The 24877-nt window shown below is 58.3% G+C and carries 21 protein-coding genes and 1 pseudogene; 12 read left to right on the top strand and 10 right to left on the bottom strand.

Features of this window, described 5'->3' with window-relative positions; translation table 11 throughout:
• Positions 1-5 precede the first annotated feature (5 nt).
• Positions 6-1931, bottom strand: a complete 1926-nt coding sequence (gene thrS / locus JJQ76_RS17180) for a threonine--tRNA ligase (protein ID WP_210398197.1) — start codon at positions 1929-1931, stop codon at positions 6-8.
• Between the two features lie 134 nt (positions 1932-2065).
• The gene (locus JJQ76_RS17175) at positions 2066-2770 is read right to left on the bottom strand and encodes a FadR/GntR family transcriptional regulator (protein ID WP_210398196.1); all 705 of its coding nucleotides are present in this window, start codon (positions 2768-2770) and stop codon (positions 2066-2068) included.
• A 112-nt stretch (positions 2771-2882) separates the two neighbouring features.
• On the opposite strand from JJQ76_RS17175, the gene JJQ76_RS17170 reads away from it, so the two are divergent.
• From JJQ76_RS17170 to JJQ76_RS17145, 6 genes are all read left to right on the top strand, one after another.
• Complete coding sequence (locus tag JJQ76_RS17170) at positions 2883-3689, top strand: (Fe-S)-binding protein (protein ID WP_210398195.1); 807 nt, start codon at positions 2883-2885, stop codon at positions 3687-3689.
• 2 nt (positions 3690-3691) lie between these two features.
• Positions 3692-5119: a LutB/LldF family L-lactate oxidation iron-sulfur protein gene (locus JJQ76_RS17165; protein WP_210398194.1), complete on the top strand. Its 1428-nt coding sequence runs from the start codon at positions 3692-3694 to the stop codon at positions 5117-5119.
• A gap of 3 nt (positions 5120-5122) precedes the next feature.
• Positions 5123-5791 (top strand): LutC/YkgG family protein, encoded by a 669-nt coding sequence (locus JJQ76_RS17160; protein WP_210398193.1) that lies wholly within the window; start codon positions 5123-5125, stop codon positions 5789-5791.
• A gap of 57 nt (positions 5792-5848) precedes the next feature.
• On the top strand, positions 5849-6556 hold the full coding sequence (locus JJQ76_RS17155; RefSeq protein ID WP_210398192.1) for a 16S rRNA (uracil(1498)-N(3))-methyltransferase: 708 nt from the start codon (positions 5849-5851) through the stop codon (positions 6554-6556).
• A 103-nt stretch (positions 6557-6659) separates the two neighbouring features.
• Positions 6660-7703 carry a Fe(3+) ABC transporter substrate-binding protein gene (locus JJQ76_RS17150; RefSeq protein WP_210398191.1) on the top strand — a complete coding sequence of 348 codons (1044 nt, stop codon included), beginning with the start codon at positions 6660-6662 and terminating at the stop codon, positions 7701-7703.
• A gap of 99 nt (positions 7704-7802) precedes the next feature.
• On the top strand, positions 7803-9491 hold the full coding sequence (locus tag JJQ76_RS17145; protein ID WP_210398190.1) for an ABC transporter permease: 1689 nt from the start codon (positions 7803-7805) through the stop codon (positions 9489-9491).
• Between the two features lie 76 nt (positions 9492-9567).
• Here the strand turns inward: JJQ76_RS17145 and JJQ76_RS17140 are convergent, their stop codons facing one another.
• Complete coding sequence (locus tag JJQ76_RS17140; RefSeq protein WP_210398189.1) at positions 9568-10629, bottom strand: ABC transporter ATP-binding protein; 1062 nt, start codon at positions 10627-10629, stop codon at positions 9568-9570.
• Between the two features lie 77 nt (positions 10630-10706).
• Positions 10707-11288 (bottom strand): 1,6-anhydro-N-acetylmuramyl-L-alanine amidase AmpD, encoded by a 582-nt coding sequence (gene ampD, locus JJQ76_RS17135; protein WP_425515246.1) that lies wholly within the window; start codon positions 11286-11288, stop codon positions 10707-10709.
• 107 nt (positions 11289-11395) lie between these two features.
• Between ampD and nadC the strand changes: the two genes are divergently transcribed.
• A complete protein-coding gene (gene nadC / locus JJQ76_RS17130) occupies positions 11396-12241 on the top strand; it encodes a carboxylating nicotinate-nucleotide diphosphorylase (RefSeq protein ID WP_210398188.1) in 846 nt (281 codons plus the stop codon).
• 356 nt (positions 12242-12597) lie between these two features.
• Here nadC and JJQ76_RS17125 read toward each other — a convergent pair whose 3' ends face one another.
• Positions 12598-13026, bottom strand: a complete 429-nt coding sequence (locus JJQ76_RS17125; RefSeq protein ID WP_210398187.1) for a pilin — start codon at positions 13024-13026, stop codon at positions 12598-12600.
• Positions 13027-13266: 240 nt separating this feature from the next.
• On the opposite strand from JJQ76_RS17125, the gene pilB reads away from it, so the two are divergent.
• From pilB to yacG, 5 genes are all read left to right on the top strand, one after another.
• The gene (pilB, locus tag JJQ76_RS17120) at positions 13267-14982 is read left to right on the top strand and encodes a type IV-A pilus assembly ATPase PilB (protein WP_210398186.1); all 1716 of its coding nucleotides are present in this window, start codon (positions 13267-13269) and stop codon (positions 14980-14982) included.
• Positions 14983-15053: 71 nt separating this feature from the next.
• Positions 15054-16274: a type II secretion system F family protein gene (locus JJQ76_RS17115; RefSeq protein ID WP_210398185.1), complete on the top strand. Its 1221-nt coding sequence runs from the start codon at positions 15054-15056 to the stop codon at positions 16272-16274.
• A gap of 7 nt (positions 16275-16281) precedes the next feature.
• Complete coding sequence (locus JJQ76_RS17110) at positions 16282-17157, top strand: prepilin peptidase (protein ID WP_210398184.1); 876 nt, start codon at positions 16282-16284, stop codon at positions 17155-17157.
• A gap of 1 nt (position 17158) precedes the next feature.
• On the top strand, positions 17159-17767 hold the full coding sequence (gene coaE / locus JJQ76_RS17105) for a dephospho-CoA kinase (protein ID WP_210398183.1): 609 nt from the start codon (positions 17159-17161) through the stop codon (positions 17765-17767).
• 176 nt (positions 17768-17943) lie between these two features.
• Positions 17944-18162: a DNA gyrase inhibitor YacG gene (yacG, locus tag JJQ76_RS17100; protein ID WP_210398182.1), complete on the top strand. Its 219-nt coding sequence runs from the start codon at positions 17944-17946 to the stop codon at positions 18160-18162.
• 196 nt (positions 18163-18358) lie between these two features.
• On the opposite strand, the gene JJQ76_RS17095 is transcribed toward yacG, so the two are convergent.
• The 5 genes and pseudogenes from JJQ76_RS17095 to JJQ76_RS17075 all read right to left on the bottom strand — a co-directional run.
• Positions 18359-19303 (bottom strand): Nudix family hydrolase, encoded by a 945-nt coding sequence (locus JJQ76_RS17095; RefSeq protein ID WP_210398181.1) that lies wholly within the window; start codon positions 19301-19303, stop codon positions 18359-18361.
• Between the two features lie 6 nt (positions 19304-19309).
• Positions 19310-20524 (bottom strand): bifunctional glutamate N-acetyltransferase/amino-acid acetyltransferase ArgJ, encoded by a 1215-nt coding sequence (argJ, locus tag JJQ76_RS17090; RefSeq protein ID WP_210398180.1) that lies wholly within the window; start codon positions 20522-20524, stop codon positions 19310-19312.
• A gap of 24 nt (positions 20525-20548) precedes the next feature.
• Positions 20549-23278 (bottom strand): preprotein translocase subunit SecA, encoded by a 2730-nt coding sequence (secA, locus tag JJQ76_RS17085; protein WP_210398179.1) that lies wholly within the window; start codon positions 23276-23278, stop codon positions 20549-20551.
• A 217-nt stretch (positions 23279-23495) separates the two neighbouring features.
• Positions 23496-24407, bottom strand: a complete 912-nt coding sequence (gene lpxC, locus JJQ76_RS17080) for a UDP-3-O-acyl-N-acetylglucosamine deacetylase (RefSeq protein ID WP_210398178.1) — start codon at positions 24405-24407, stop codon at positions 23496-23498.
• An 87-nt stretch (positions 24408-24494) separates the two neighbouring features.
• A pseudogene (locus JJQ76_RS17075) lies at positions 24495-24877 on the bottom strand (cell division protein FtsZ); the annotation flags it as partial.

The raw sequence follows: 24877 nt of genomic DNA, 5'->3' as shown, positions 1-24877 counted from the left end.
GATACTCAGTTCTCCGTTTCAACCCGACCTTTACGCGCAACTTCGTCAGTCAGCAGCTGAACGAAAGCATCAATCGTCATGGAACCCAGATCTTCTCCGGTTCTGAGGCGCACGGTCACGGTTTTTGATTCGACTTCCTTATCACCGACTACCAACTGATAAGGAACCTTCTGAATTGTGTGCTCGCGAATTTTAAAGCCGATCTTTTCGTTTCTCAAGTCCGCATTGGCGCGGAATCCAAGATTCTGCAACTTTTCCGCAACTTCACGACAGAAAGGCGCCTGATTATCGGTAATATTGAGCACTACGGCCTGCACTGGCGCCAGCCAGGCAGGCATAGCCCCGGCGTAGTTCTCAATCAGAATACCGATAAAGCGCTCAAACGAGCCCAAAATGGCGCGATGCAGCATCACCGGTGTTTCACGTCCGCCCTCTTCACTGACGAACTGCGCATCCAGACGGCCCGGCATTGAGAAATCGACCTGAATGGTACCGCACTGCCAGACACGTCCCAGGCAGTCCTTGAGAGAGAACTCGATCTTGGGTCCGTAGAAGGCCCCCTCTCCCGGCAATAGCTCCCAGTCCAACCCCTTGTTATCCAGCGCTGCTGCCAGCGCCTGCTCGGCCTTATCCCAGATCTCATCGGAGCCCACACGCTGCTCGGGGCGAGTCGACAGCTTGAGGATCACTTCGTTGAAGCCAAAGTCCTTGTATACCGCATAAAGCAGATCGATAAAGTCGGCCACTTCAGCCTGGATCTGATCTTCGCTACAGAATATGTGAGCATCGTCCTGGGTAAAACCGCGCACCCGCATCAGGCCATGCAAGGTTCCCGACGGCTCGTTGCGGTGACAGGAACCGAACTCCGCCAGGCGCAGCGGCAGATCGCGATAGCTGCGCAGCCCCTGATTGAACACCTGCACATGGCAAGGGCAATTCATCGGCTTCACTGCATAGTCACGGCTTTCAGAGTGGGTGGTAAACATCATCTCGGAGAACTTGTCCCAATGACCGGACTTCTCCCACAACACCCGATCAACCACTTGCGGCGTTTTGATCTCCTGATAACCGTTACGGTTCAGCACCGAGCGCATGTACTGCTCAATGATCTGATAGATAGTCCAACCGTGGGCGTGCCAGAACACCATACCCGGAGCTTCTTCCTGGGTATGAAACAGGTTGAGCCGCTTGCCGATCTTGCGGTGATCGCGCTTCTCTGCCTCTTCCAACTGGTGCAGATAAGCCTTGAGCGCCTTTTTGTCGGCCCAGGCGGTACCGTAGATCCGCTGCAACATCTCGTTGTTGGAGTTGCCTCGCCAGTAGGCTCCAGCCACTTTCATCAGCTTGAACGCTTTGATGTGCCCGGTACTGGGCACGTGAGGCCCACGACAAAGATCGATAAAGTCGCCCTGCTGATAAAACGACAGATCCTCGTTGTTGGGAATATCCTGAATGATCTGAACCTTATACCCCTCACCTTTCTCCTTGAAGAAGGCCACCGCATCATCGCGGCTCATCAACGAGCGGGTTACCGGGTGATCTGCCTTCACCAGCTCCGCCATCCGCTGCTCGATCTGCTGCAGATCTTCCGGGGTGAAAGCACGCTCGTAGGCAAAGTCATAGTAAAAGCCGTTTTCGATCACTGGCCCGATGGTGACCTGCACCCCCGGAAACAGCGACTGGACCGCCATCGCCATCAGGTGCGCACAGGAGTGACGAATAACCTCAAGCCCCTCATCATCACGCGCCGTGATAATCGCCAGCTCGGCATCTGCATCCATGACGTAGCTGGTATCAACCAGCTCCCCGTTCACTTTGCCTGCCAGCGCGGCTTTGGCCAAACCAGGACCAATATCAGCGGCCACATCATGAACGGACACCGAGGTATCGAATTGACGGGAACTACCGTCAGGGAGCGTAATAACAGGCATTTTGATTCCTTTCCAGTGGTGACCCCTACCAAAGGCCACAGTGGATTCGCAGCAACGACACCACAAACAGCAGGTTGCGGCGCCAAAAAGGCGGCTATTTTAGCAGTGCAACAAACCAGGTAGCAACCGCGCAGCTAGCGAATTCTGGCGCTTTCGAGCAGATGACGACGCGTGTACGCCACATGTTCAGCCGCAGCAAGGCGAGCTGCATCACCGTCCCTTGCCATCAGCGCCTGATAGATCTGTGCGTGTTGGCGAGCAATACCCGGAGGGTAGGATCCGGTTTTGCGCAACGTGCCCGAAAGCACCGCGTAGATAACATGAAAGTACTTGCTGTAAAGCAGCTGGCTGATCGAGGCGATCAGCAGATTATGGCAACTATCCGCAATCAATTGATGAAAGGTGAGATCAGCCTTGGCCTTGTGCAAGGTGGTTTCACCCACGGCACGGGCCTGCATCCGCCGGTACTCAGCGGCCAGCGCCTCGCGCTCTGGCCCGGTTGCGCGTAGCGCCGCATAATAAGCGGCCTCTCCCTCTAACGCTTCACGCGCCTCCAGCACCTGCACCTGTAATCCCAGCGTTGCCTCCTCGGGGGTGACCTCTGCCGCCGGAAAATGGGCCGCTAACAGATTACGCACCCGACTGCCGCCACCATGCCTAACCTCAAGCAAACCGCGATTTTCCAGCTCAGCCACCGCCTCTCTGACGGTAGACCGGGCAACACCATAACGCGCCACCATGCGACGCTGAGACTCCAGCCGCGCCCCCGGCAACGCTTCACAGCGCAAGATCTGCATTTCGAGCTCCCACACCAACTGCTGTTTGAGACTGTCGCTCACATCACTCTCTTGGTCAGACCACTTTTACCGCTTAGCCTACCACCGAACAAGCTCTGAGATAAGCTAGTCCAATCTCATCTATGCTCCCTGAAAACAAAAACGTGGACACACCATGACAGCATCCAGCACGACTCCCCCCACAGCCAAGGTCGGCTTCTTCGTCACCTGCCTGGTCGATATGTTCCGCCCCAGCGTCGGCTTCGCCTCGATCAAACTGCTGGAACTGGCGGGTTGTGAGGTCGAGGTACCGGAAACCCAAACCTGCTGCGGTCAGCCGGCCTATAATTCCGGCGACCGCAACAGCACGCGCGCCATCGCCGAATCGGTCATCGACGCCTTTGACGGTTTCGAGTACGTGGTCGGCCCGTCCGGCTCCTGTATCGGCATGCTGCATCAGTATCCGGACCTGTTTGAACCGGACAACCCCTACTTTGAACGCGCCCGCAGCTTGGCGGGCCGCGCCTACGAGATCACCTCGTTTCTCACCGATGTGGTGGGGTTGGGCACCCTGCAGGCCCGATTTGAAGGACTGGTTACCTACCACGACTCCTGCGCCGGCCTGCGCGAACTGGGCGTCAAGACACAGCCGCGCCAACTGCTGAGCCAGGTCGACGGCGTCGAACTCGCAGAGATGAATGAAGCCGAGACCTGCTGTGGCTTCGGTGGCACCTTCTGCATCAAGTATCCGGACATTTCCAATCGCATGGTGTCGAACAAAACAGCCAACGCCCAGGCCACCGGTGCCGCAGTGCTGCTGGGTGGCGACCTTGGATGCCTGCTCAACATGGCGGGCAAACTCAAGCGCGAGGGCAGCACCATGGAGGTTCGCCACGTGGTGGAACTGCTCGCCAACATGACCGACCAACCCGCTATCGGCGAATCCGCAGCCGATCTTGCTTACAACGCCGGAGGCCACTAGCCATGCAAATCCATAGCCCCGAGTTCAAGCAACGCGCCGGCGACGCACTGGACAACGCCAATCTGCAGCGTGCGCTGGGCAACCTGCGCGATGGCTTCCCGCAGAAACGCGCGGCAGCGGTCGCCCGCATGCCCGAGTTCGAACAACTGCGGAACGAAGGCCGCGACCTGAAAAACCACATTCTGGCCAATCTGGATTTCTATCTGGAGCAGTTCGAGGACAATGTCATCAAGCAAGGAGGCCAGGTGCACTGGGCGCGTGATGGCGAAGAAGCACGCCGCGCCATTCTGGAGATCTGCCGCAATGCCGGCGCCAAGACTGTCACCAAAGGCAAGTCAATGGTATCCGAGGAGATCAACCTCAACGACTACCTCGAAGCGAATGGCGTCAAACCGGTGGAAACCGATCTGGGTGAATACATTCTGCAACTGCGCGAGGACCACCCCAGCCACATCATCGCCCCGGCAATCCATCTCAATCTGGATGATGTCAGCGATATTTTCCATAAGAAGCACAACCGCCCTCGCAGCGAAGACCCCGCAGAACTGATGCAGGAAGCACGGGAGATGCTGCGTAAGCAGTTTGTCGCCGCCGACGTCGGCATCACCGGTGCCAACTTTTGTGTCGCCGAAACCGGTAGCACCATCATTGTCACCAACGAAGGCAACGGCGATCTGACCCAGACCCTGCCGCGCGTGCACGTGGTGATCACCACCATCGAAAAGGTAGTGCCCACACTGGAAGACATGACCCTGTTCCTGCGTTTACTGGCGCGCTCGGCCACCGGCCAGGAATTTACCGTGTACAACACACTGTCGTCCGGCCCCCGTCGCCCCGAGGATCAGGATGGCCCGGAAGAGTTCCATGTGGTGCTGCTCGACAACGGTCGCAGCGAGATGATCGGTTCCGAGTTTCAGGAGATGCTGCGCTGCATCCGCTGCTCCGCCTGCATGAACCATTGCCCGGTGTACGGCGCTATCGGTGGCCACGCCTACGGCTGGGTCTACCCGGGGCCGATGGGATCGGTACTCACCCCCAAACTTATCGGGGTGGATAAGGCGGGTCATCTGCCCAACGCTTCCACCTTCTGTGGCAAATGCGAATCGGTCTGTCCGGTAAAGATCCCGCTACCCAAGCTGATGCGTCACTGGCGCGAGCGGGAGTTCGAACGCCACCTCAGCCCCAAGGGTTTCCGCTTCGGGCTTGGAACATGGGCCTGGTTTGCCCGCCGCCCCGGACTCTATCGCTGGGTCAGCCGCAGCAGCAGCTGGTTTCTCAAACGTCTGGGCGGCAAGCAGGGCCGTATCCGCTCATTGCCACTGGGCAAAGGCTGGACCGCCTGGCGCGATATGCCGGCGCCTCAGGGCAGCACCTTCATGGACCAGTGGAAGCGCCACCAACAAACGCAGCAACAGAAGAACAAGGGCTAAACCATGACCAGCTCACGCAATCAAATTCTGGGCAACATCCGCCGCGGCTTGCAGCGCGACCTGCTGACCGGCGACGCGCTCGATCAGGTACGCACCCGCCTGCGCGAACATCCGGCCAACACCGTTCCGGCTCGCAGCCAACTACCACAGGATCAACAAATAGCCCTGTTTGAGTCGATGGCCAATGAAGCGGCCGCCGAACTGATCGAACTCAAGACGCTTGAGGCGCTGCCGGGCACCGTTGCCGAGTTCTGTCGTGAAAACGGTATCGATCAACTGGTCTCAGCCAGCGATCCCGCCCTCACCGCACTCGACTGGAGCGGAATCGACAACCTCGAGATAACCCACCGTGTCGCACAGGCCGGCGACAGCGCCAGCCTTACCACCAGCTTCTGCGGTATCGCCGAAACCGGAACCCTGATGCTGCTCTCGGGCCCGCACAGCCCGACCACCCTTAACTTTCTACCGGACACCCACTTGGTGCTACTGAAGCAGTCACAGATCGTTGGCGCCTACGAGGAGGCCTGGGCCAGGCTGCGCCAGCACAGTGACGCGATGCCGCGCACCGTCAATATGATCACCGGCCCCTCCCGCAGTGCCGATATCGAGCAAAAACTGCAGATGGGCGCGCACGGCCCCAAGCGTCTGATCATTCTGCTGCTGCGCGACTGAGCTTGCCCCGCCACCCCTCAGTCGCTATAACGGTGCCCTTCAGCAACGGAGGGCATCGTGAATCTGATTCTGCTTCTACCGACGGACTTTATTGACAACGACCGGGTGCGTCTGTGCGGCCGTCGTCTGCAGCATGTTCAGGAGGTGCACCGCGCCGCGCCTGGTGATCGCCTTCGGGTCGGCTTGCTGAACGGCAACCTGGGCGAGGGTGAAGTGGTGGCGCTGTCGGCAGCCGCACTGGAACTCAGAGTCACACTGGACCAACCGCCACCGCCGCCACTGCCGCTGACGTTGCTGCTGGCGCTGCCGCGCCCCAAGATGCTGCGGCGCATATTCCAGACCTGCGCCACCTTGGGCGTACGTGATATCTATCTGCTCAACGCCTATCGGGTAGAGAAGAGTTACTGGCAATCGCCCCATCTGACAACTGAGCGCATCAACGAACAACTGGTTCTGGGGCTGGAACAGGGCGTTGCCACCCAGCTACCCCAGGTTCACCTGATAAAACGCTTCAAGCCGTTCGTGGAGGACCAACTGCCGACACTGGTCGCGCACAAACGCGCCCTGGTCGCCCACCCCTACCATGCCGCCCCCTGCCCCCCCGCCGAGGAGACCGACACCCTGCTCGCCATCGGACCGGAGGGCGGCTTCATCTCGTATGAGGTAGAAAAGCTGCAGCAGGCCGGTCTGAGCTCGATCCATCTGGGCCCCCGTATTCTGCGGGTAGAGACTGCGCTGCCGTTTCTGGCCGCCAAACTGTTCTGATCCCTTCCCCCGAAAATCCTCACAAAAAAAAGTGTTGACTAGGCTCTAAATATAAATAAGAATCCTTCTCATTAGTATTTAGATCACCAGCAAGGAGTTATCAATGCTTACCCTGAATCGCCTGAAACAGGCCGCCGCTCTTTCCGTTCTGCCCATTGCTGCCACTCTGGTCCCGGCACAAGCCCAGGCTGAAGAGGTGAATATCTACTCCTATCGCCAGGCATTTCTGATCGAACCCATTCTTGACGCATTCACCGAGGAAACCGGCATCAAGGCCAACGTGGTGTTCGCCAAGAAAGGCCTGGTTGAACGGCTTGAAAACGAAGGTCAGAACTCCAAGGCGGACTTGGTCCTGACGGCTGATTCCGGCCGCCTTTACGATGTGGTTAACCGCGGCCTGACACAACCGATCGACAGCGCAGTTATCGATGCCAATATACCGGCGCACTACCGCGACCCTGATGGCCAATGGGTTGCGCTGACAGCACGCTCCCGCATCGTTTACGCCTCCAAAGAGCGGGTTAAAGAGGGCGAGTTGAAAACCTACGAAGATCTGGCCGACCCCAAATGGAAGGGCCGCATCTGCACCCGTAGCGGCAAGCACTCCTATAACCTTTCACTGATCGGCTCCATGATCGCCCACCACGGCGAAGAAGGCGCCGAGAAGTGGCTCGAAGGCGTCAAAGCCAATCTGGCGCGCAAGCCTCAAGGCAACGACCGCGCGCAGGTAAAAGCGGTTAAAGAAGGCGTATGCGACCTGGCCATCGGCAACACCTACTACTTCGGCAAGATGCTGCACAACACCAAAAACCCGGAACAGGTCGATTGGGCCAACTCTGTGAACCTGATCTTCCCCAACCAGGGCGACCGTGGCGCGCACATGAATATCACCGGTGCGGCGGTGACCAAGTATGCCCCCAACAAAGAAGCCGCAGTGAAGTTGATCGAGTTCCTCAGTGGCGCCAAAGCTCAGGAGATGTACGCCCAGGTCAACTATGAATTCCCGGTACGCCCCGGCACGCCGCTGGCTGGTCTGGTCAAAGAGCACATGAGCGACTTCAAAGGCGACCAATTGAGCCTGGCTGAAGTGGCAAAAAATCGTGCCGCAGCGGCCAAGCTGGTTGATAAGGTCGGCTTCGATAATTGATAATCACCCCGAGCGGCCAAACCGGCCGCTCGTTTTTTGCTTGGCGGACGCGCCTGCCCGGAGCATCCGCCAACCACACACCTTGATTCCTGGAGCCACATGAGCAACACGGCGAGTATCGTCAGCACTCAGCACGAGGCGACTTCACATCGTCATATCAACCCTTGGTTGCTCACCGCTTTCGCCATCGCCCTGCTGGTCGGCTTACCGATCGCATCGGTATTCTGGATTGCCCTGTTTCCTGAAGAAAACATCTGGGCCCATCTGGCAGATACCGTGCTACCCCACTACGTCTTCACCACTCTGGCCCTGCTGGCCGGCGTCGGCGGACTGGCGATCCTGATCGGTGTGGGTACCGCCTGGCTGGTTACCATGTGCCGTTTTCCCGGCCGCCGTTTCTTTGAGTGGGCGCTGCTGCTCCCTTTCGCCGTCCCCGCCTATGTAATCGCCTATGTCTACACCGACCTGCTCGAATACGCCGGCCCGGTGCAAGGTCTGCTGCGTGAGCTGTTCGGCTGGAGCACGGCGCGCGATTACTGGTTCCCGGATATTCGCACTCTGGGCGGCGCCATTATCATGCTGGCGCTGGTGCTCTACCCCTACATCTATATGCTCGCCAGAGCCTCATTTCTGGAACAATCCGCCAACATTCAGGCCGCCAGCCGCACGCTGGGCTGTACGCCCTGGCAAAGTTTTTACCGGGTGTCGCTACCGATGGCCCGCCCCGGCATCGCCGTCGGCCTGTCACTGGTCTCGATGGAAACCATCAACGATTTTGGCACCGTCGATTTCTTTGCGGTCAAGAGCCTCAGTGCCGGTATCTATGACACCTGGCTCAACATGGGCAACCTGGGCGGCGCTGCCCAGATCGCCAGCCTGATGCTGGTGTTCGTGGTAATGCTGATCACGGTGGAGCGCATAGGCCGCGCCAAACAGCGCCAGTATCATGGTGCGGACCGTTACCGCGAACTGGTCAGCTACCCCTTAAACGGTGCCCGCAAGGCAGCCGCCGTTACCGCCTGCCTGATCCCCTTCGCCGCCGGCTTTCTGATTCCGGTGCTGGTACTGGGCTATTACGCCTGGGATAACTTTGCCTACTCCTGGAATGACCAGTTTGTCACCATCGCACGCAATAGCTTCCTGCTCTCTGCCAGCGCCGCCGCAGTGGCCTGCCTCATCGGCGTTCTGCTGGCCTACACCAAACGCCTGAACCAACGCCGCAGCCTGGCCATCGCAGTGAATTTTTCCGGCCTCGGATACGCCATGCCCGGCGCGGTCCTGGCGATTGGCGTGCTGATACCCTTCGCCGCGTTCGACAACGCACTGGATAGCTTCATGCGTGAAAGCTTTGGTATTTCGACCGGGCTACTGCTCAGCGGCACCACCTTTGCAGTGCTGTTTGCCTACGTGGTGCGCTTTCTTGCCATCGCCAGCGGTTCGGTGGAATCCAGCCTCGCCAAAGTCACTCCGACCATGGATATGGCCGCCCGTTCGCTCGGCCTCAACAGCCTGCAAACCTTATGGCGCGTCCACCTGCCATTGATCCGCGGCGGCCTGATGACCGGGGCACTGGTGGTGTTTGTGGACTGTATGAAGGAGCTACCGGCCACACTGATCCTGCGACCGTTCAACTTTGACACCCTGGCAACCCATGTATACCAGTTCGCCTCGGACGAAATGATCGAAGAAGCAGCGCTGGGATCGCTGCTGATTGTACTGGTCGGGTTGTTGCCGGTCATTCTGCTCAGCCGCTCAATCGCTTCGGCCAACGGCGCGCGCAAGCGCTAACGTGAAACCCTGAAACCGGCCTAATGCCGGCGTGGAGAACGCCGTTAAACAGCATCGCGGCGAGTGCCGCTAAAGGTCAGCTGGCAATCGCCCGCTCATCGACCCGGAAAGCCACCAGATTGTCGGTTTCAACCCGCAACCCGACCTCTTCACCGACGCGAAAGTCCTGATTAATAAAGGTCGACTCGACCACACGGCCGTTGACCAGTTGAAAAGTATAGAGCGTGGTGGTGCCCAAAAACTCTTTCTTGATCACTTCGCCGCGAACATCGCAGCCATTGCATCCGGGCACGATCTCGTGCGGACGCAGAAAGACGTCAACCTCATCGCCCTGATCCCAGGCCACGCGATGTGCCTTCACCAGACCGATATCGGTTTCCACCATGCCACCTGCGAGGGCACGACCGCGAACAAACTTGCCCTCACCGACAAAACTCGCCACCTTGTGGTTTGCCGGCTGATGGTAGACCTCAAACGGACTATCCCACTGCTGCAGATAGCCTTCGGCCAACACGCCCAACTTGTCACTGACCGTGAACGCCTCATCCTGATCATGCGTCACAACGATAGCCGAGATCCCCTCCTCTTTGAGAATATCGCGCACCTCTACCGACAATTGGCGCCGCAGCTCGGTATCCAGATTGGAAAACGGCTCATCCATCAATAGCAGTTTGGGCTTGGGTGCCAGGGCCCGGGCCAGCGCGACCCGCTGCTGCTGACCACCGGAAAGCTCATGAGGGAAGCGATTGCTCATGCCCGCCAGCTCCACCAGCTCCAGCATATGCTCGACAATACGGTTGCGCTCGGCGCCGCTCAGTCTGGTGAGGCCAAAGGTGATATTGTCGCGCACGCTGAGGTGGGGGAACAGCGCGTAGTCCTGGAACACCATGCCGATACCGCGGTTTTCCGGCGGTACCGCCACCGAGGGGGTGGCGATGGTCTGCCCCTGCAGCTCAATGCGCCCGGCATGAATGGGGTTAAAACCGGCGATTGCCCGCAGTACGGTCGTTTTGCCGCAGCCGCTCGGCCCCAGCAGGCAGGCGATCTCACCCGGCTGCACTTCGAACGACAGACGCTCCACTACCCGCTGCTGCTGATAGCGACATTCAATCTGCTCAACCCGAAGAAGAGGTGCCATAACCCGGATATACCCTCACAAAAACAACTGAAACTCATATTAAATGCTAATCATTCTTGTTACCAATTATTTTTGTCTTACGTTACCGCTTCGAGCTCACCGCGAAATCGACGCCAGTCGAACGCAGTTCCCGGGTCGGTCTTGCGCCCCGCGGCAATATCACTGTGGCCGACGATGCGCTCGGCGGTTAGCGCCGGATACGCCTGCTGCAGCGAATGGACCACTCTGACCAGTTGGGAATACTGCGCGTCGGTGTAGGGGGTATCGTCGGTACCCTCAAGCTCGATGCCGATCGAATAATCGTTGCACTGCTCCCGCCCCTGCCAGCAGGAAACCCCCGCATGCCAGGCACGCCGATGAAAGGGAACAAACTGGATCACGCGCCCGTCCCGCTCGATCAGCAGGTGCGCCGACACCTGCAACCCGGCGATGGTTTCAAAGTAGGGATGCCGGGCCGGATCCAGGGTATTGGTAAAAAAATCGGTCACGCAGCCGCTGCCGAACTGGCCGGGCGGCAGGCTGATGTTATGCAACACCAACAGGTCGACAGCACCATCAGCCGGCCGGTCATTGCAGTTGGGCGACGGCACATAAACCGCGCCGGCCAGCACTCCCTCGTCAATCGGGCCTGGCTGATTCAGTTGATCCAGTTGCTCCACCTTGCCGACTCCTCCGTTTGAGCGCCCAGTATAACGCCCTCGGCTGTTTCCGGGGCAACCATTCCTGCTACAATGCGCCGCATTTAGAGCCCATGGAGACCGCAGCAATGGCCGTGCCCGCGCACCTGAAACAGGATCTTGAACTGACCGTCCGCCGCGCGCTGGAAGAAGACGTGGCTAGCGGCGACATCACCGCCGCACTGATCCCGGAATCACAACGCGCCGTAGCCGAAGTGATCTCCCGCGAAGCGGCGACCATCTGCGGCCGCGACTGGGTTAACGAGGTGTTTCGTCAGGTTGATCCCGGCATTTTGATTCACTGGCATGTGAATGATGGTAATCGCGTGGAGGCTGACCAGCCGCTGTTTCACGCCGAAGGCTCCGCGCGCTCCCTGCTGACCGCCGAGCGCTGCGCACTGAACTTTCTGCAAACCTTGTCAGGTACCGCCTCACGCGCTCACGATTACGCCGAACTGGTGCGCGGCACCCCGGTCAAGCTGCTCGATACCCGCAAAACCCTGCCGGGCCTGCGCAACGCGCAGAAGTATGCGGTCAGTTGCGGCGGTTGCTACAACCACCGCATCGGCCTCTACGATGCCTTTCTGATCAAGGAAAACCACATCGCCGCCTGCGGCTCCATCGCCAACGCCGTTGCCCAGGCGAAGCAAAACGAGCCGGGCAAACCGGTGGAGGTGGAGACCGAGAATCTGGATGAGTTTAATCAAGCGCTGGAAGCCGGCGCCGACATTATCATGCTGGATAATTTCAGCCTGGCGGATATGCGCCGGGCCGTGGCGGAGTGCCAGGGGCGAGCCAAACTGGAAGCCTCAGGTGGCATTACCCAAGAAACACTGCGGACCTACGCCGAAACAGGAGTGGATTATATTTCCATTGGAACGCTGACCAAGGATTGCCAGTCGATTGATTTGTCGATGCGATTTATCGGCCAGTAACAACTCACATCACTAACCTATCGATACTAAAGCTTGCAATCGCCGCACGGATTGAGCTTTGTCGCAGCGACCTGCTCACCACTTTACCAGATCAAAGGCAATTAAGCCCAAGATAGGGTCAAATGGAATTACCAAGTGCTCGCGAATGTAATGTATGGTCAGCTCGCACACTACGACTTGATCGACAACAGCAAGTTTAAAGGTAAGAAACTAATCGCGCTGGGTGCGCTTACCATTTAATCTCATAACACCTCCCGATCTATTCATCGAAATAGTGTCAACGCTATTCAGGGCGGGGCTCTACCATAAAAAAAGCCGGCGCTTAAGCACCGGCTTTTCCTGATGGACCTAACCAATTAACGAGACGGGCAGCGTGCCGCATCAATACCAGTACAGGTAATTGTCCAACTAATAGTATCGTTACTGTTAGTCGGCGTCATGGTGATTGTGTCGTTACCAGCTGTTGTATCAATGTTGGTTGCCAACACACCCTGAATACCAGAGGACGCAGTCAGGGTAATGTTTACATCGCCAACGTTCGACCCAGTCAAAGTGCTTGACCAGCCGGCAATTGAACCCGCGTTAGTAGGCAGCGAGCCGTTCACGTGGAAATACTCCTGAATTGCCAGCTTGTTACTACCCATAATGGTAGGTACTTCGGCAAATTTAGCCCGCAACGTATAGTCCTGATACGCAGGCAGAGCAATGGCTGCCAGAATACCGATAATCGCCACAACGATCATCAGTTCGATCAGGGTAAAACCCTTTTGCATTTGATTTTTCATCACATCTCTCCTTGGAGCTTTAATTCAGCACACTTGCTGTTAATTCCGCGGCGATGGTAGCTGCCCCGACAGTGGCCATCAACCTGTTTTCAGAAATCCGGATACCCCTGATTGACGTACCCCCCCATTTCTTGATTCCGAGTATAGGTACCGTTTTGAGCCAAACACAATAAGTGCTATCGTTTACCGAACTACTCTTTGACTTACCTCAAGTTTCAACAGCTCTCGACTATTACGGATATGAGCGTGCAACCGATACAACCGCTAACCGGACTCGCCCGCCGCCTGGTGCAGGACAGCCTGCTGTCGCAGGACAACGCCACCCATGCGCTGCTGGAAGCCAACAAGAAGAACGTGTCCTTTATCAGCTATGCGGTACAGGAGAAGCTGGTCAGCGCCTACAAAGCCGCCACCGCCGCCGCCGATGAGTTCGGCGTGCCGCTACTGGATCTGGATGAGTTCGACTTGACCTCGGCACCTGCCGACCTGGTGTCCGACGAACTGGTCAACAAACACCACGCTTTTCCGCTGATCAAGCGTGACAACCGTATCTATGTGGCGGTGGCGGACCCAACCAATATCGGCGCGCTGGACGACATCAAATTCCAGACCGGGATCAAAACCGAACCGGTGGTGGTTGAAGCAGACAAGCTGGCACGGGCTATCGACAAATTCCTGGCGGCCCAGGAAGGCTCGGCGCTGGATGGCCTTGACGACGCCGACCTCGAAAATCTTGAGGTCGATGAAACAGACCCCAACAAAAAAGAGGATGATGGCGCGGATGGCGCCAACGATGCCCCCATCGTCCGCTTTGTTAACAAGATACTGCTGGACGCCATCAAGGGCGGCGCCTCGGATATTCACTTTGAACCCTACGAAAAGGCCTACCGCATCCGTTTTCGCACCGACGGCATTCTGCAGGAGGTGGCGCGCCCGCCGGTCAACCTGACCCCGCGGCTGGCAGCCCGCCTCAAGGTAATGTCGCAGATGGATATCTCCGAGCGCCGCATCCCCCAGGATGGCCGGATCAAGATGAAGATATCCAAGTCCAAGGCGATCGACTTCCGGGTCAACACCCTGCCAACCCTGTGGGGCGAGAAAATTGTGCTGCGTATCCTCGATTCCTCCAGTGCGCAGATGGGGATCGACGCGCTGGGATACGAAGAGGACCAAAAGAACCTCTATCTGAAGACCCTGGAGCAGCCCCAGGGGATGATTCTGGTGACCGGCCCCACCGGTAGCGGTAAAACCGTCTCCCTCTATACCGGTCTTAACATTCTCAATACCACAGAGCGCAACATCTCCACCGCCGAAGACCCGGTGGAGATCAACCTGGAGGGGATCAACCAGGTTCACGTCAACCCCAAGGTGGGGCTCACCTTTGCCTCGGCGCTGCGCTCCTTTCTCCGTCAAGACCCAGACGTGGTCATGGTGGGTGAGATCCGCGACCTCGAGACCGCAGAGATCGCCATCAAGGCGGCGCAAACCGGCCACATGGTGCTGTCGACCCTGCACACCAACAGCGCACCGGAAACCCTGACCCGCCTGCGTAACATGGGCGTACCGGCCTTTAACATCGCCACCTCGGTCACCCTGATCATCGCCCAGCGTCTCGGCCGGCGACTCTGCCCCCAGTGCAAGCAGCCCGCCAATATTCCTGAGGCCACCCTGCTGGAAGAGGGCTTTACCCAAGCAGAAGTGGCAGCGGGGGTACAGGCCTACGGGCCAGTGGGTTGCAACAGCTGTAACGGCGGCTACAAGGGCCGGGTGGGTATTTACGAGGTGATGCCGATGACCCCGGAAATCGCCGAACTGATCATGAACAACGGCAACTCCATAGAGATCGGCCACCTGGCAGCCAAACAAGGAGTAAACAGCCTGCGCCGCTCTGGCTTGGTCAAGGTGATGAAGGGGCTTACCAGCCTGGAAGAGGTCAACCGGGTGACCAAACTTTGATCCGCACCAACTTTTTAGCTCCACTCTGTTGTTATACTGGCCACTCGGCGAACGCTTAGGGATACGGAACAATGGCAGCCAAAGAAGCGCAACCAGTCACCTTCGTCTGGGAAGGCAAGGACAAGAACGGCAACACCAGCAAAGGCAAGATCGACGCAGAAAATATCGCCTTTGCCAAGGCGCAACTGCGCAAGCAGGGTATTGTACCCAGCAAAGTCGCCAAGGAGCGCGTATCCGCCTTTGGCGGCAAGGGCAAGAAAACCACCCCCCTAGATATCGCCATATTCACCCGCCAGCTCGCCACCATGATGAAAGCCGGGGTACCGATGATTCAGGCTTTTGATATCGTTGCCGGCGGGGTCGAGAAAGACGGCCTCAAGAAAATGATCTACTCGATCAAGAACGAGGTCGCCAGCGGCACCAACTTGGCGCAAGCGCTGCGCAAATATCCGGACTATTTCGACGACCTGTTCTGCAATCTGGTACAGGCGGGCGAACAGTCCGGTGCGCTGGAAACCATGCTGGACCGAATTGCCACCTACAAGGAAAAGACCGAAGCCCTCAAAGCCAAGATTAAAAAGGCGATGACTTACCCAATCGCGGTAATCGTAGTCGGCTTGGTAGTTGCCGCAATACTTCTAATTAAAGTTGTTCCACAGTTCGAAACCATATTTCAAAGTTTTGGCGCCGACCTCCCTGCTTTTACAAAGTTTGTCATCTCTTTATCTGAGTACGCACAGTCATACTGGTTTATTGCTCTTGGGCTCGTTGTTGCAATCGGAGTAGGCGTTAAGGCAGCAATAAAAAAATCGCAGAAATTTGCAGACGCCGTGGATAAGATGGTGCTCAAGATTCCGGTCATCGGCGATATTCTCTACAAAGCGGCTGTCGCCCGCTTTGCCAGAACCCTGGCAACAACCTTCGCCGCCGGCGTGCCGCTGGTTAACGCCCTCGAGTCCGCGGCAGGCGCCTCAGGCAACGTGGTGTTTTACACCTCCATCATGCAGATCAAAAATGGTGTCTCCACCGGCCAGTCGTTGCAGAACGCCACCCGCATGACCGGTATCTTCCCTAATATGGCGGTGCAGATGATCGCCATCGGCGAAGAGTCCGGCTCCCTCGACGAGATGCTGGATAAGGTGGCCAGTTTTTACGAAGCGGAGGTAGACAATGCCGTCGATAGCCTCACCAGCCTGATGGAACCCTTTATTATGGCGGTGCTCGGCGTTCTGGTAGGCGGATTGGTAGTTGCCATGTACTTGCCGATCTTCAAGCTTGGCGCGGTGGTCTAAACATCGAATGCCGCTAATCGAAACCCTTAACAACTACCCTGGGCTAGTGCTTGCACTGGCCCTTGTTTTTGGTCTGCTGGTCGGCAGTTTTCTCAACGTGGTGATTCACCGCTTGCCGTTGATGATGCAGCGGGAATGGCAAAGCGAATGTCGCGCCCTGCTTGAGCTGGACAACGGCGAGCAAACAGCCTCCGAGCCCTTTAATCTCGCCGTGCCCCGCTCCCGCTGCCCTCACTGTGGTCACCGCATTACCGCGCTGGAAAACATTCCGGTTTTCAGCTACCTCGCCCTGCGCGGCAAGTGCTCCGAGTGCCAGGCACCGATCAGCATCCGCTATCCGTTGGTTGAGCTGGCCACCGGACTGCTTTCGGCGCTGGTGGTGTACCAGTTTGGCGCATCGCTACAGAGCGCACTGCTGCTGCCGTTGATCTGGGGGTTGATCGCCCTGACGATGATCGATTTTGATCATCAGCTACTTCCGGACAGCATCACCCTGCCGCTGCTATGGCTGGGGCTGGTTGCCAACGCCTTTGGACTCTTTACCGACCTGCATAGCGCGCTCTGGGGCGCGGTGGCCGGCTATATGAGCCTGTGGTCGGTCTACTGGCTGTTCAAGCTAGTGACCGGTAAAGAGGGGATGGGCTACGGCGACTTCAAACTGCTGGCCGCGCTGGGTGCCTGGATGGGCTGGCAGATGCTGCCGCTGATTATCATCCTCTCCTCGCTGGTTGGCGCCGTGCTGGGCATTGGCCTGACCCTTATCCGTGGTCGCGACTCCGCCAGCCCGATGCCATTCGGCCCCTTTCTGGCCATAGCCGGACTGGTAGCACTGCTATGGGGGCCCTTGCTGGTCGAACGCTACTTCCAGCTGCTGGGTTACTGACATGCCACTGATCGTAGGCCTCACCGGAGGGATCGGCAGCGGCAAAACCACCGTTGCGGATGAGTTCTCCCGCTTGGGTATTCAACTGGCCGACGCTGACATCGCCGCCCGCGAGGTGGTCGAGCCCGGCCAACCCGCTCTGGACGCCATATTTCAGCGCTTCGGCGACGCACTCCGCCAGCCCGATGGCGCACTCGACCGTGCGGCACTGCGCCGCATCGTGTTTGCCGACAGCGAGCAGCGGCGATGGCTGGAGTCACTGCTCCACCCGCTGATCAGGGAGCGCCTGACACAACAACTGGCCGCGGCGACCTCCCCCTACGCGCTGCTGGTATCGCCACTGCTGCTGGAAACCGATCAGCACCAACTGGCCGACCAGATCCTGATTATCGATCTGCCGGAGTCACTGCAACTGGAGCGGACCATGTCGCGCGACCGCAATGACGCCGCCCAAGTTCGTGCCATTATCGCCAGCCAGATCGCCCGCACCGACCGCCTCGCCCGGGCGGACCAGATTCTGGACAATAGCGCTCCAGTCGATACACTGGCGGCACGCGTGGCCGAACTGGATCAGTACTATCGACAACTGGCCAAGGCCCGCACCTATTAACCCGGCGGGTTAATAGACTGACGCAGAGACGCGTCAGCATTGACCATCAGATCAATGCAAGCCCCCGTAAAAAAAGCAACTTCACGTAGTTGCGCGAGTTTGGAGGGGGCGATGGCCAAAGAGGCATGAATGCCTATTTGGCCACCAGGTTAATAGCTTCCACCAACGAGCGCAGCATGAGTCAGAAAAACACCACCTACCCCTGCCCCCACTGCCAGAAAAAAGTCACCTGGCGCAGCGACAATCCCTACCGCCCCTTCTGCTCGGAGCGCTGCCGGCTGATCGACCTGGGAGCCTGGGCCAACGAGGAGTACCAGGTTCCGGCTTCGCAGGAATCACTGGAAGACTCGCTGGATCCGGAGAGCGATAACTGGCATCAACCGTCGCTGCACTAGTGCACTGCTTCGCATTTGGTGGCCCATTAGAACGAAGTCGTTTTTTCGCCAACCTAGGCGCGAGGCGGAGTCATAGTGCGGCTATGGCGACAACGAGCAACGACGGATGGCGGAAAAAGGGGCCGTTATAAGTGCCCAATAGTGTGAAGCAGTACACCGGGGAATCGGGCTTTCCCTGTTCCCTGCTAGAACCCGGCTACCGATCCCAGTAAGCACGAATAGCCGCCACGCCTTGCGCACCGTGGCGACGGGCATCCTCAAGCTGGGAATCCGACACCCCGCCCAAGGCATAAACAGGCAACGGCGCTTGCCGGCACAACTCAGCAAAAGCCTGCCAGCCCATGGCCGGCTGCTCTGGATGGGACAGGGTCGGCAGCACCGGTGACAAAGTAACATAGGCCGCGCCGATCTCGACCGCCCGGCGCAGCTCACCCTGATCATGGCAGGACGCGCCGATCCAGCGCTGCCGCCAGGGCTGCACCGAGGCCGGAGTCACCCCGGCCAAACGGTGCCGGTTCAAGTGGATACCATCAGCAAGCTGCGGTGAAACCCGCTCGGGATCGCCGTTGACGATCAACGGCACCCCCATGCGCTGACAAAGGGGATAAAGCGCCTCCTGGGCCGCCAGTGAATCATCATCGCTTCGACCCGGCATCCGCAACTGGATCATCCCCACACCCTGCGCAAGCGCACGCTGACAGCGAGTGATTAACTCATCCGGGGTCTGGAACTCACCGGTGATAAGGTAACGGTCGGTGAGCTGTAACGCGCTGATAACCGGTCTGTTAGCCGGCGGAAAGTCACCGGGGGAGAGTTCCGCCGGCACCACCCAGCGCAGCGGCTGTCCCTCACGCCCGAAGGGCTCACCGTCAAAACCGTCAACGCGCCACACATCCAGCAGCACGCGCTTATCGGGATAGTCAAACGGGATGGTGATGAGCGGCGAGAAGCGCGTGGGGCGAATGCCCAGCTCCTCCTCCAGCTCGCGGCACAAAGCTGACTCTATGGGTTCTCCCGGTTCGCACTTGCCACCCGGAAACTCCCAGAACCCACCCTGGTGCTGATGGGCCTGACGACGGCTGACCAGCAACCGTCCGTCACGGCCAAAGATAGCGGCGGCGGCGACGTGGACGACGTCCATCGCCAGTTAGCTGCGATAGTCGGCGTTGATGGAAACGTAGTCGTGGGACAGATCGGTGGTCCAGACCCGTTCGGCAAAGTCGCCGCGCTGGAGGTCCACGCCAATAACAATCTCTTCGCGATCCATAACCGCCTGACCGGCGGCTTCGGTATAGGTTACCGCACGACCGCCGTTTTCCACGATACGGACCTCACCGAGATTAATCGTCAGCGTGTTCAAATCCAGATCGACTATCCCCGCGCGCCCGACAGCGGCCAGTATGCGCCCCCAGTTGGGATCACTGGCGAACAGCGCGGTCTTGACCAGCGGTGAGTGGGCGATGGTGTACGCCGTATCCAACGCTTCACGCTGACTGGACGCACCGCTTACCTCGATGGTGATAAACTTGGTAGCGCCTTCACCATCACGGACGATCGCCTGCGCCAACTCCAGTAGTACTGCGTAAACACCATCGGCGAAAGCCGGCCAATGGTGACTGGCAGGTGTCAGTGTCATTCCGGCAGCACCGGTCGCCACCAGTACACAGCTGTCGTTGGTCGAGGTATCGCCATCGATGGTCACGCGGTTAAAAGTGGCATCGGCTGTCTCGCTCAGCAGCGTTTGCAAGTGGTCGGGCGCAACCCGGGCATCCGTCGCCACGTAGGCCAGCATGGTGGCCATATTGGGGCAGATCATACCGGCGCCTTTGGAAATACCGCTGATGGTCACTGTGGTATCACCCAGTGCCAGGGTGCGGGTCGCCCCCTTAGGGCGAGTATCCGTAGTCATGATACCCTGAGCGGCGTCTTCCCAGCCGCTATCACTCAGCGCGCTCAATGCGGCAGGGATCGCCGCAACAATCTTCTCGACCGGCAGCTTCTCGCCAATCACGCCGGTTGAGAACGGCATTATCCGCTCGACCGGTTGGCCGGTCTGCGCCGCCAGCGCCTCACAGCAGCTCATGGCATCTGCCATACCTTCGGCACCGGTTCCCGCATTAGCGTTACCGGTATTGGTCAGCAGGTAGCGCACCGACCCGGCACCGAGATGCTTTTTCGACAGGGTAACCGGCGCGGCGCAAAAAGCGTTGCGAGTGAAAACCCCGGCCACGGAGCTACCCTCGGCCAACTCCATCACCACCAAGTCGCGACGTCCCGGTTTTTTAATCCCAGCTGACGCGGTACCCAGACGAAACCCTTTCACCGCCGCCATGGGCGGCAGCGTGGCTGGACCTACTGCCATACTCTTGCTCTCCCGAGACAGCGCTTAACTCAAGCGCCCGTGACACTGTTTGTATTTCTTACCCGAGCCGCACGGACAAGGTTCGTTACGCCCCACCTTGCGCCCTTCACGCACGAAGGGTTCTGCCCCCTCAGCGCCGTCGGCAGGGCGCCCATCGCCCTCCATCGCGGAACCGTCAGCATGCTGAAACTCCATCTGCTGGCGCTCCATCGCTTCACGACGCTGGCGCTCCATCTCTTCCACCTCTTCCGGCTCGCGCACCTGCACATGGCTGATGATCTTGACCACATCCAGCTTAATGTTGGTCAACAACTCCTGGAACAGCTCAAAGGATTCGCGCTTGTACTCCTGCTTGGGGTTCTTCTGCGCGTAGCCGCGCAGGTGAATCCCCTGACGCAAGTGGTCCATGGTTGCCAAATGCTCTTTCCACAGCGTATCGAGCACCTGCAGCATCACCTGTTTCTCAAACAGGCGCATGGAATCGGCACCCACCACCGTCTCTTTGGCTTCATAGGCGGTGATCACCTCCGCCAGGATCTTCTCACGCAAGGTCTCTTCGTGCAGTTTATCGTCCTGATCCAGCCACTGCTGCAGCGGTAACTGCAGATTCAGATCGGACGCCAGCTGCTTCTCCAGCCCCGGCACATCCCACTGCTCTTCCAGACTCTGCGGCGGAATAAAGTCACTGATCAGATCGTTGACCACCTCTTCGCGAATGGCAGCGATGCTTTCGCTGATGTCGTTGGACGCCATCAGCTCGTTGCGCTGCTCGTAGATCGCCTTACGCTGATCGTTGGCAACGTCATCATATTCCAGCAGCTGCTTACGAATATCGAAGTTACGGCCTTCTACCTTGCGCTGGGCTTTTTCGATCGCGTTGGAGACCATTTTGTGCTCGATCGCCTCACCCTGCTCCATGCCCAGCGCCTGCATAAAGTTCTTGACCCGGTCGGAGGCAAAGATCCGCATCAGGTTGTCATCCAGTGACAGGTAGAATCGGGACGATCCCGGATCACCCTGGCGGCCGGCACGACCACGCAGCTGATTGTCGATACGGCGTGACTCGTGCCGTTCGGTGCCGACAATATGCAAACCGCCGGCGTTCAGAACGATATCGTGACGCTTTTCCCAATCCGCCTTAACCGCAGCCACCTGCTCGTCGCTGGGATTCTCGATCTGCGCCAGTTCCGTCTGCCAGTTGCCGCCCAGCACGATGTCGGTTCCACGCCCCGCCATGTTGGTGGCGATGGTAACGGCACCCGGCCGGCCGGCACCGGCGATGATATTAGCTTCCCGCTCGTGCTGCTTGGCGTTGAGTACGTTGTGCTCGATCTTGGCTTTGTCCAGCAGCTTGGAGATCACCTCTGACATTTCGATCGACGCGGTACCTACCAGCACCGGTTGCTGCCGCTCCTGACAATCGCGGATATCCTCGATGATGGCGTCAAACTTCTCCTGCATGGTCAGATAGACCAGATCGTTAAAGTCTTTACGCTGGATCGGCTTGTTGGTGGGGATAACGATAACGTCGAGACCATAGATCTGACGCAATTCGAACGCTTCGGTGTCGGCGGTGCCGGTCATTCCGGACAGCTTGTCATAGATGCGGAAGTAGTTCTGGAAGGTAGTCGAGGCCAGCGTCTGGCTCTCGTTCTGAATAGCCACACCCTCTTTCGCTTCCACCGCCTGATGCAGGCCTTCGGACCAGCGCCGCCCCGGCATGGTACGACCGGTATGTTCGTCAACGATGACAATCTGGCCACCCTGGACGATGTAATCGACATCTTTGGTGTAGACCACGTGCGCGCGCAGGCCGGAGTGCACATGGTGCAGCAGATTCAGGTTTTTAGGCGCATACAGCGACTCATCCTCAGCCAGCAGCCCCTTCTCGATCAACAACTCTTCAACGAACTGGTGTCCCTCTTCGGTCAACTCCACCGAGCGGGTTTTCTCATCGACAGTGAAGTGACCAATCTGCTCCGGCTCCTCACCCTCCGGCGCTTCCGGCTGGCGCTCCAGCTTGGGAATCAGGGTATTGATCTGCCTGTACATCTCGGAGCTGTCTTCGGCAGGCCCGGAGATGATCAGCGGTGTCCGCGCTTCGTCGATCAGGATGGAATCCACCTCATCGACCACCGCATAGCTCAAGCGGCGCTGCACTTTGTCCTCGGTGCTGAACGCCATGTTGTCACGCAGATAATCAAAGCCGAATTCGTTATTGGTACCGTAGGTGATATCACAGGCATAAGCCGCTTTCTTGTCCGCCGGCGCCTGACCGGAATGAATCACCCCCACACTCATACCCAGCGCGCGGTAGAGCTGCCCCATCCACTCTGCATCGCGCCCGGCCAGGTAGTCGTTCACGGTCACCACGTGGACCCCTTCGCCAGCAAGCGCGTTGAGGTACACCGCCAGCGTCGCCACCAGAGTTTTACCCTCACCGGTACGCATCTCGGCAACATGACCTTCATGCAGGGCGATACCCCCGATCAGCTGGACGTCAAAGTGGCGCATACCCAGCACTCGCCGCGACGCTTCACGACACACAGCAAAGGCTTCCGGCAACAACTGGTCCAGGGTTTCACCCGCGCTGACACGCTGGCGAAGTTCGTCAGTCTTGGCCCGCAGGGCGGCGTCATCAAGAGCAGCCACTTGTTCTTCGAGGGCGTTGACGGTACGGACGATCTTTCCCATCCGCTTCAGTTCACGGTCGTTCTTGCTACCAAAAATCTTCTTGAACAGAGGCGCTATCATAATCAGTTAGTTACCGGTCGAGGTCGGAGCTGCAGGAGCCCGGACGGATAAACACAAATGGAGGCATTTTACCCGCAAAAAGCGCGGGGGTCGAAGGCAATTCCCGTCGGTTTCGCAATTCACACCGATCCATCATCACTGCCGATTGACGCTGGCTGCAGGCAAAAAAAAACCGGATCCGTTACCGGACCCGGTTCATCATGTTATCGCGGCAGAGTTACCCTGCGAGAACCGGCTTCATATAGGATATGGGGGCAGTTTCCGCATCTTCAAAGGTCACCACTTCCCAGGCGTCTTCGTTACGCAGTAACTCCCGCAACAGCAGGTTGTTGAGATAGTGGCCCGACTTAAAGCCCTTGAACTCGCCGATCAGGCTCTTGCCCAGCAGGTAGAGGTCACCCACGGCATCCAGCACCTTGTGCTTGACGAACTCGTCATCATAGCGAAGACCTTCCTCGTTGAGCACGCGGTAGTCGTCAACTACGATGGCGTTATCCATGCTGCCACCCAGAGCCAGGTTCTTAGAACGCAGAAACTCGATATCCCGCATAAAGCCGAAAGTACGCGCCCGACTCACCTCTTTGACAAAGGAGGTACTGGAGAAGTCCAGACAACACTCTTTGTTGCGGTCTCGGAATACAGGGTGGTCAAACTCGATAGTGAAGCTCACCTTAAAGCCATCAAACGGCTCAAAGCTGGCCCACTTGCCGTCATTCTCGATCATTACCTTGCGCTTGACGCGGATGAACTTCTTCGCCGCCTCCTGCTCGCGGATGCCCGCGGACTGGATCAGAAACACGAAAGGCGCCGCGCTACCATCCATGATCGGCACCTCTTCGGCGCTCAAATCAACGTAGGCGTTATCGATACCGAGACCCGCCATGGCAGACAACAGATGTTCAACCGTGGCAACACGCGCACCCTCACCACACAGATTGGTGGACATGGTGGTATCACCGACGTTTTCTGCCCAAGCGCGGATCTCCACCACCGGTTCAAGGTCGACACGGCGAAACACAATGCCGGTATCGACCGGTGCCGGATGCAGGGTAAGGTACACTTTCTCACCCGTGTGCAAGCCGACGCCGGTGGCTTTTATCGCGTTCTTGAGCGTTCTCTGTCTAATCATGTTGGCCGTAATTCACTGGAGCTAAAAACAATCGGCGATCATACCAGAGTTGACGGTTATTTGACAGTTCCATACCAAGGCACTGGGTCAATCTGCCTGTCGCCGGAGAAAGGTCGGAATATCAAGAAATTCCATACCATCATCGGTACCAGTACGCTGACCACGCTCAGCCACCGAAGGTTCCTCCGGCGTTTCGGTCTTGCCGCCCACTCCCTGCCGGCGAAGCACCGTCGGGATATCGATCTGCTGGTAATCGGGCCGCCCATCGGGCTTGCGCGGGCTGGTGGCAGCGACTTTGACCGCTCCCATCTCACGGGCGCCCAGACCGGTGGCTACCACCGTCACCTTCAGCTCGTCACTGAGCTCCGGGTCGATCACCGTTCCCACCACCACAGTGGCGTTCTCGCCCGCCAGCTCTTCGATGGTGTCACCCACTTCCTGGAACTCACCCAGAGTCAGATCAAGACCGG

This window comes from Motiliproteus sediminis (genome assembly GCF_017912535.1).
In the GTDB taxonomy this organism is placed as follows: domain Bacteria; phylum Pseudomonadota; class Gammaproteobacteria; order Pseudomonadales; family Balneatricaceae; genus Motiliproteus; species Motiliproteus sediminis.
The sequence above is the reverse complement of the archived record's forward strand: the minus strand, read 5'-3'. Positions and strand labels throughout refer to the sequence as shown.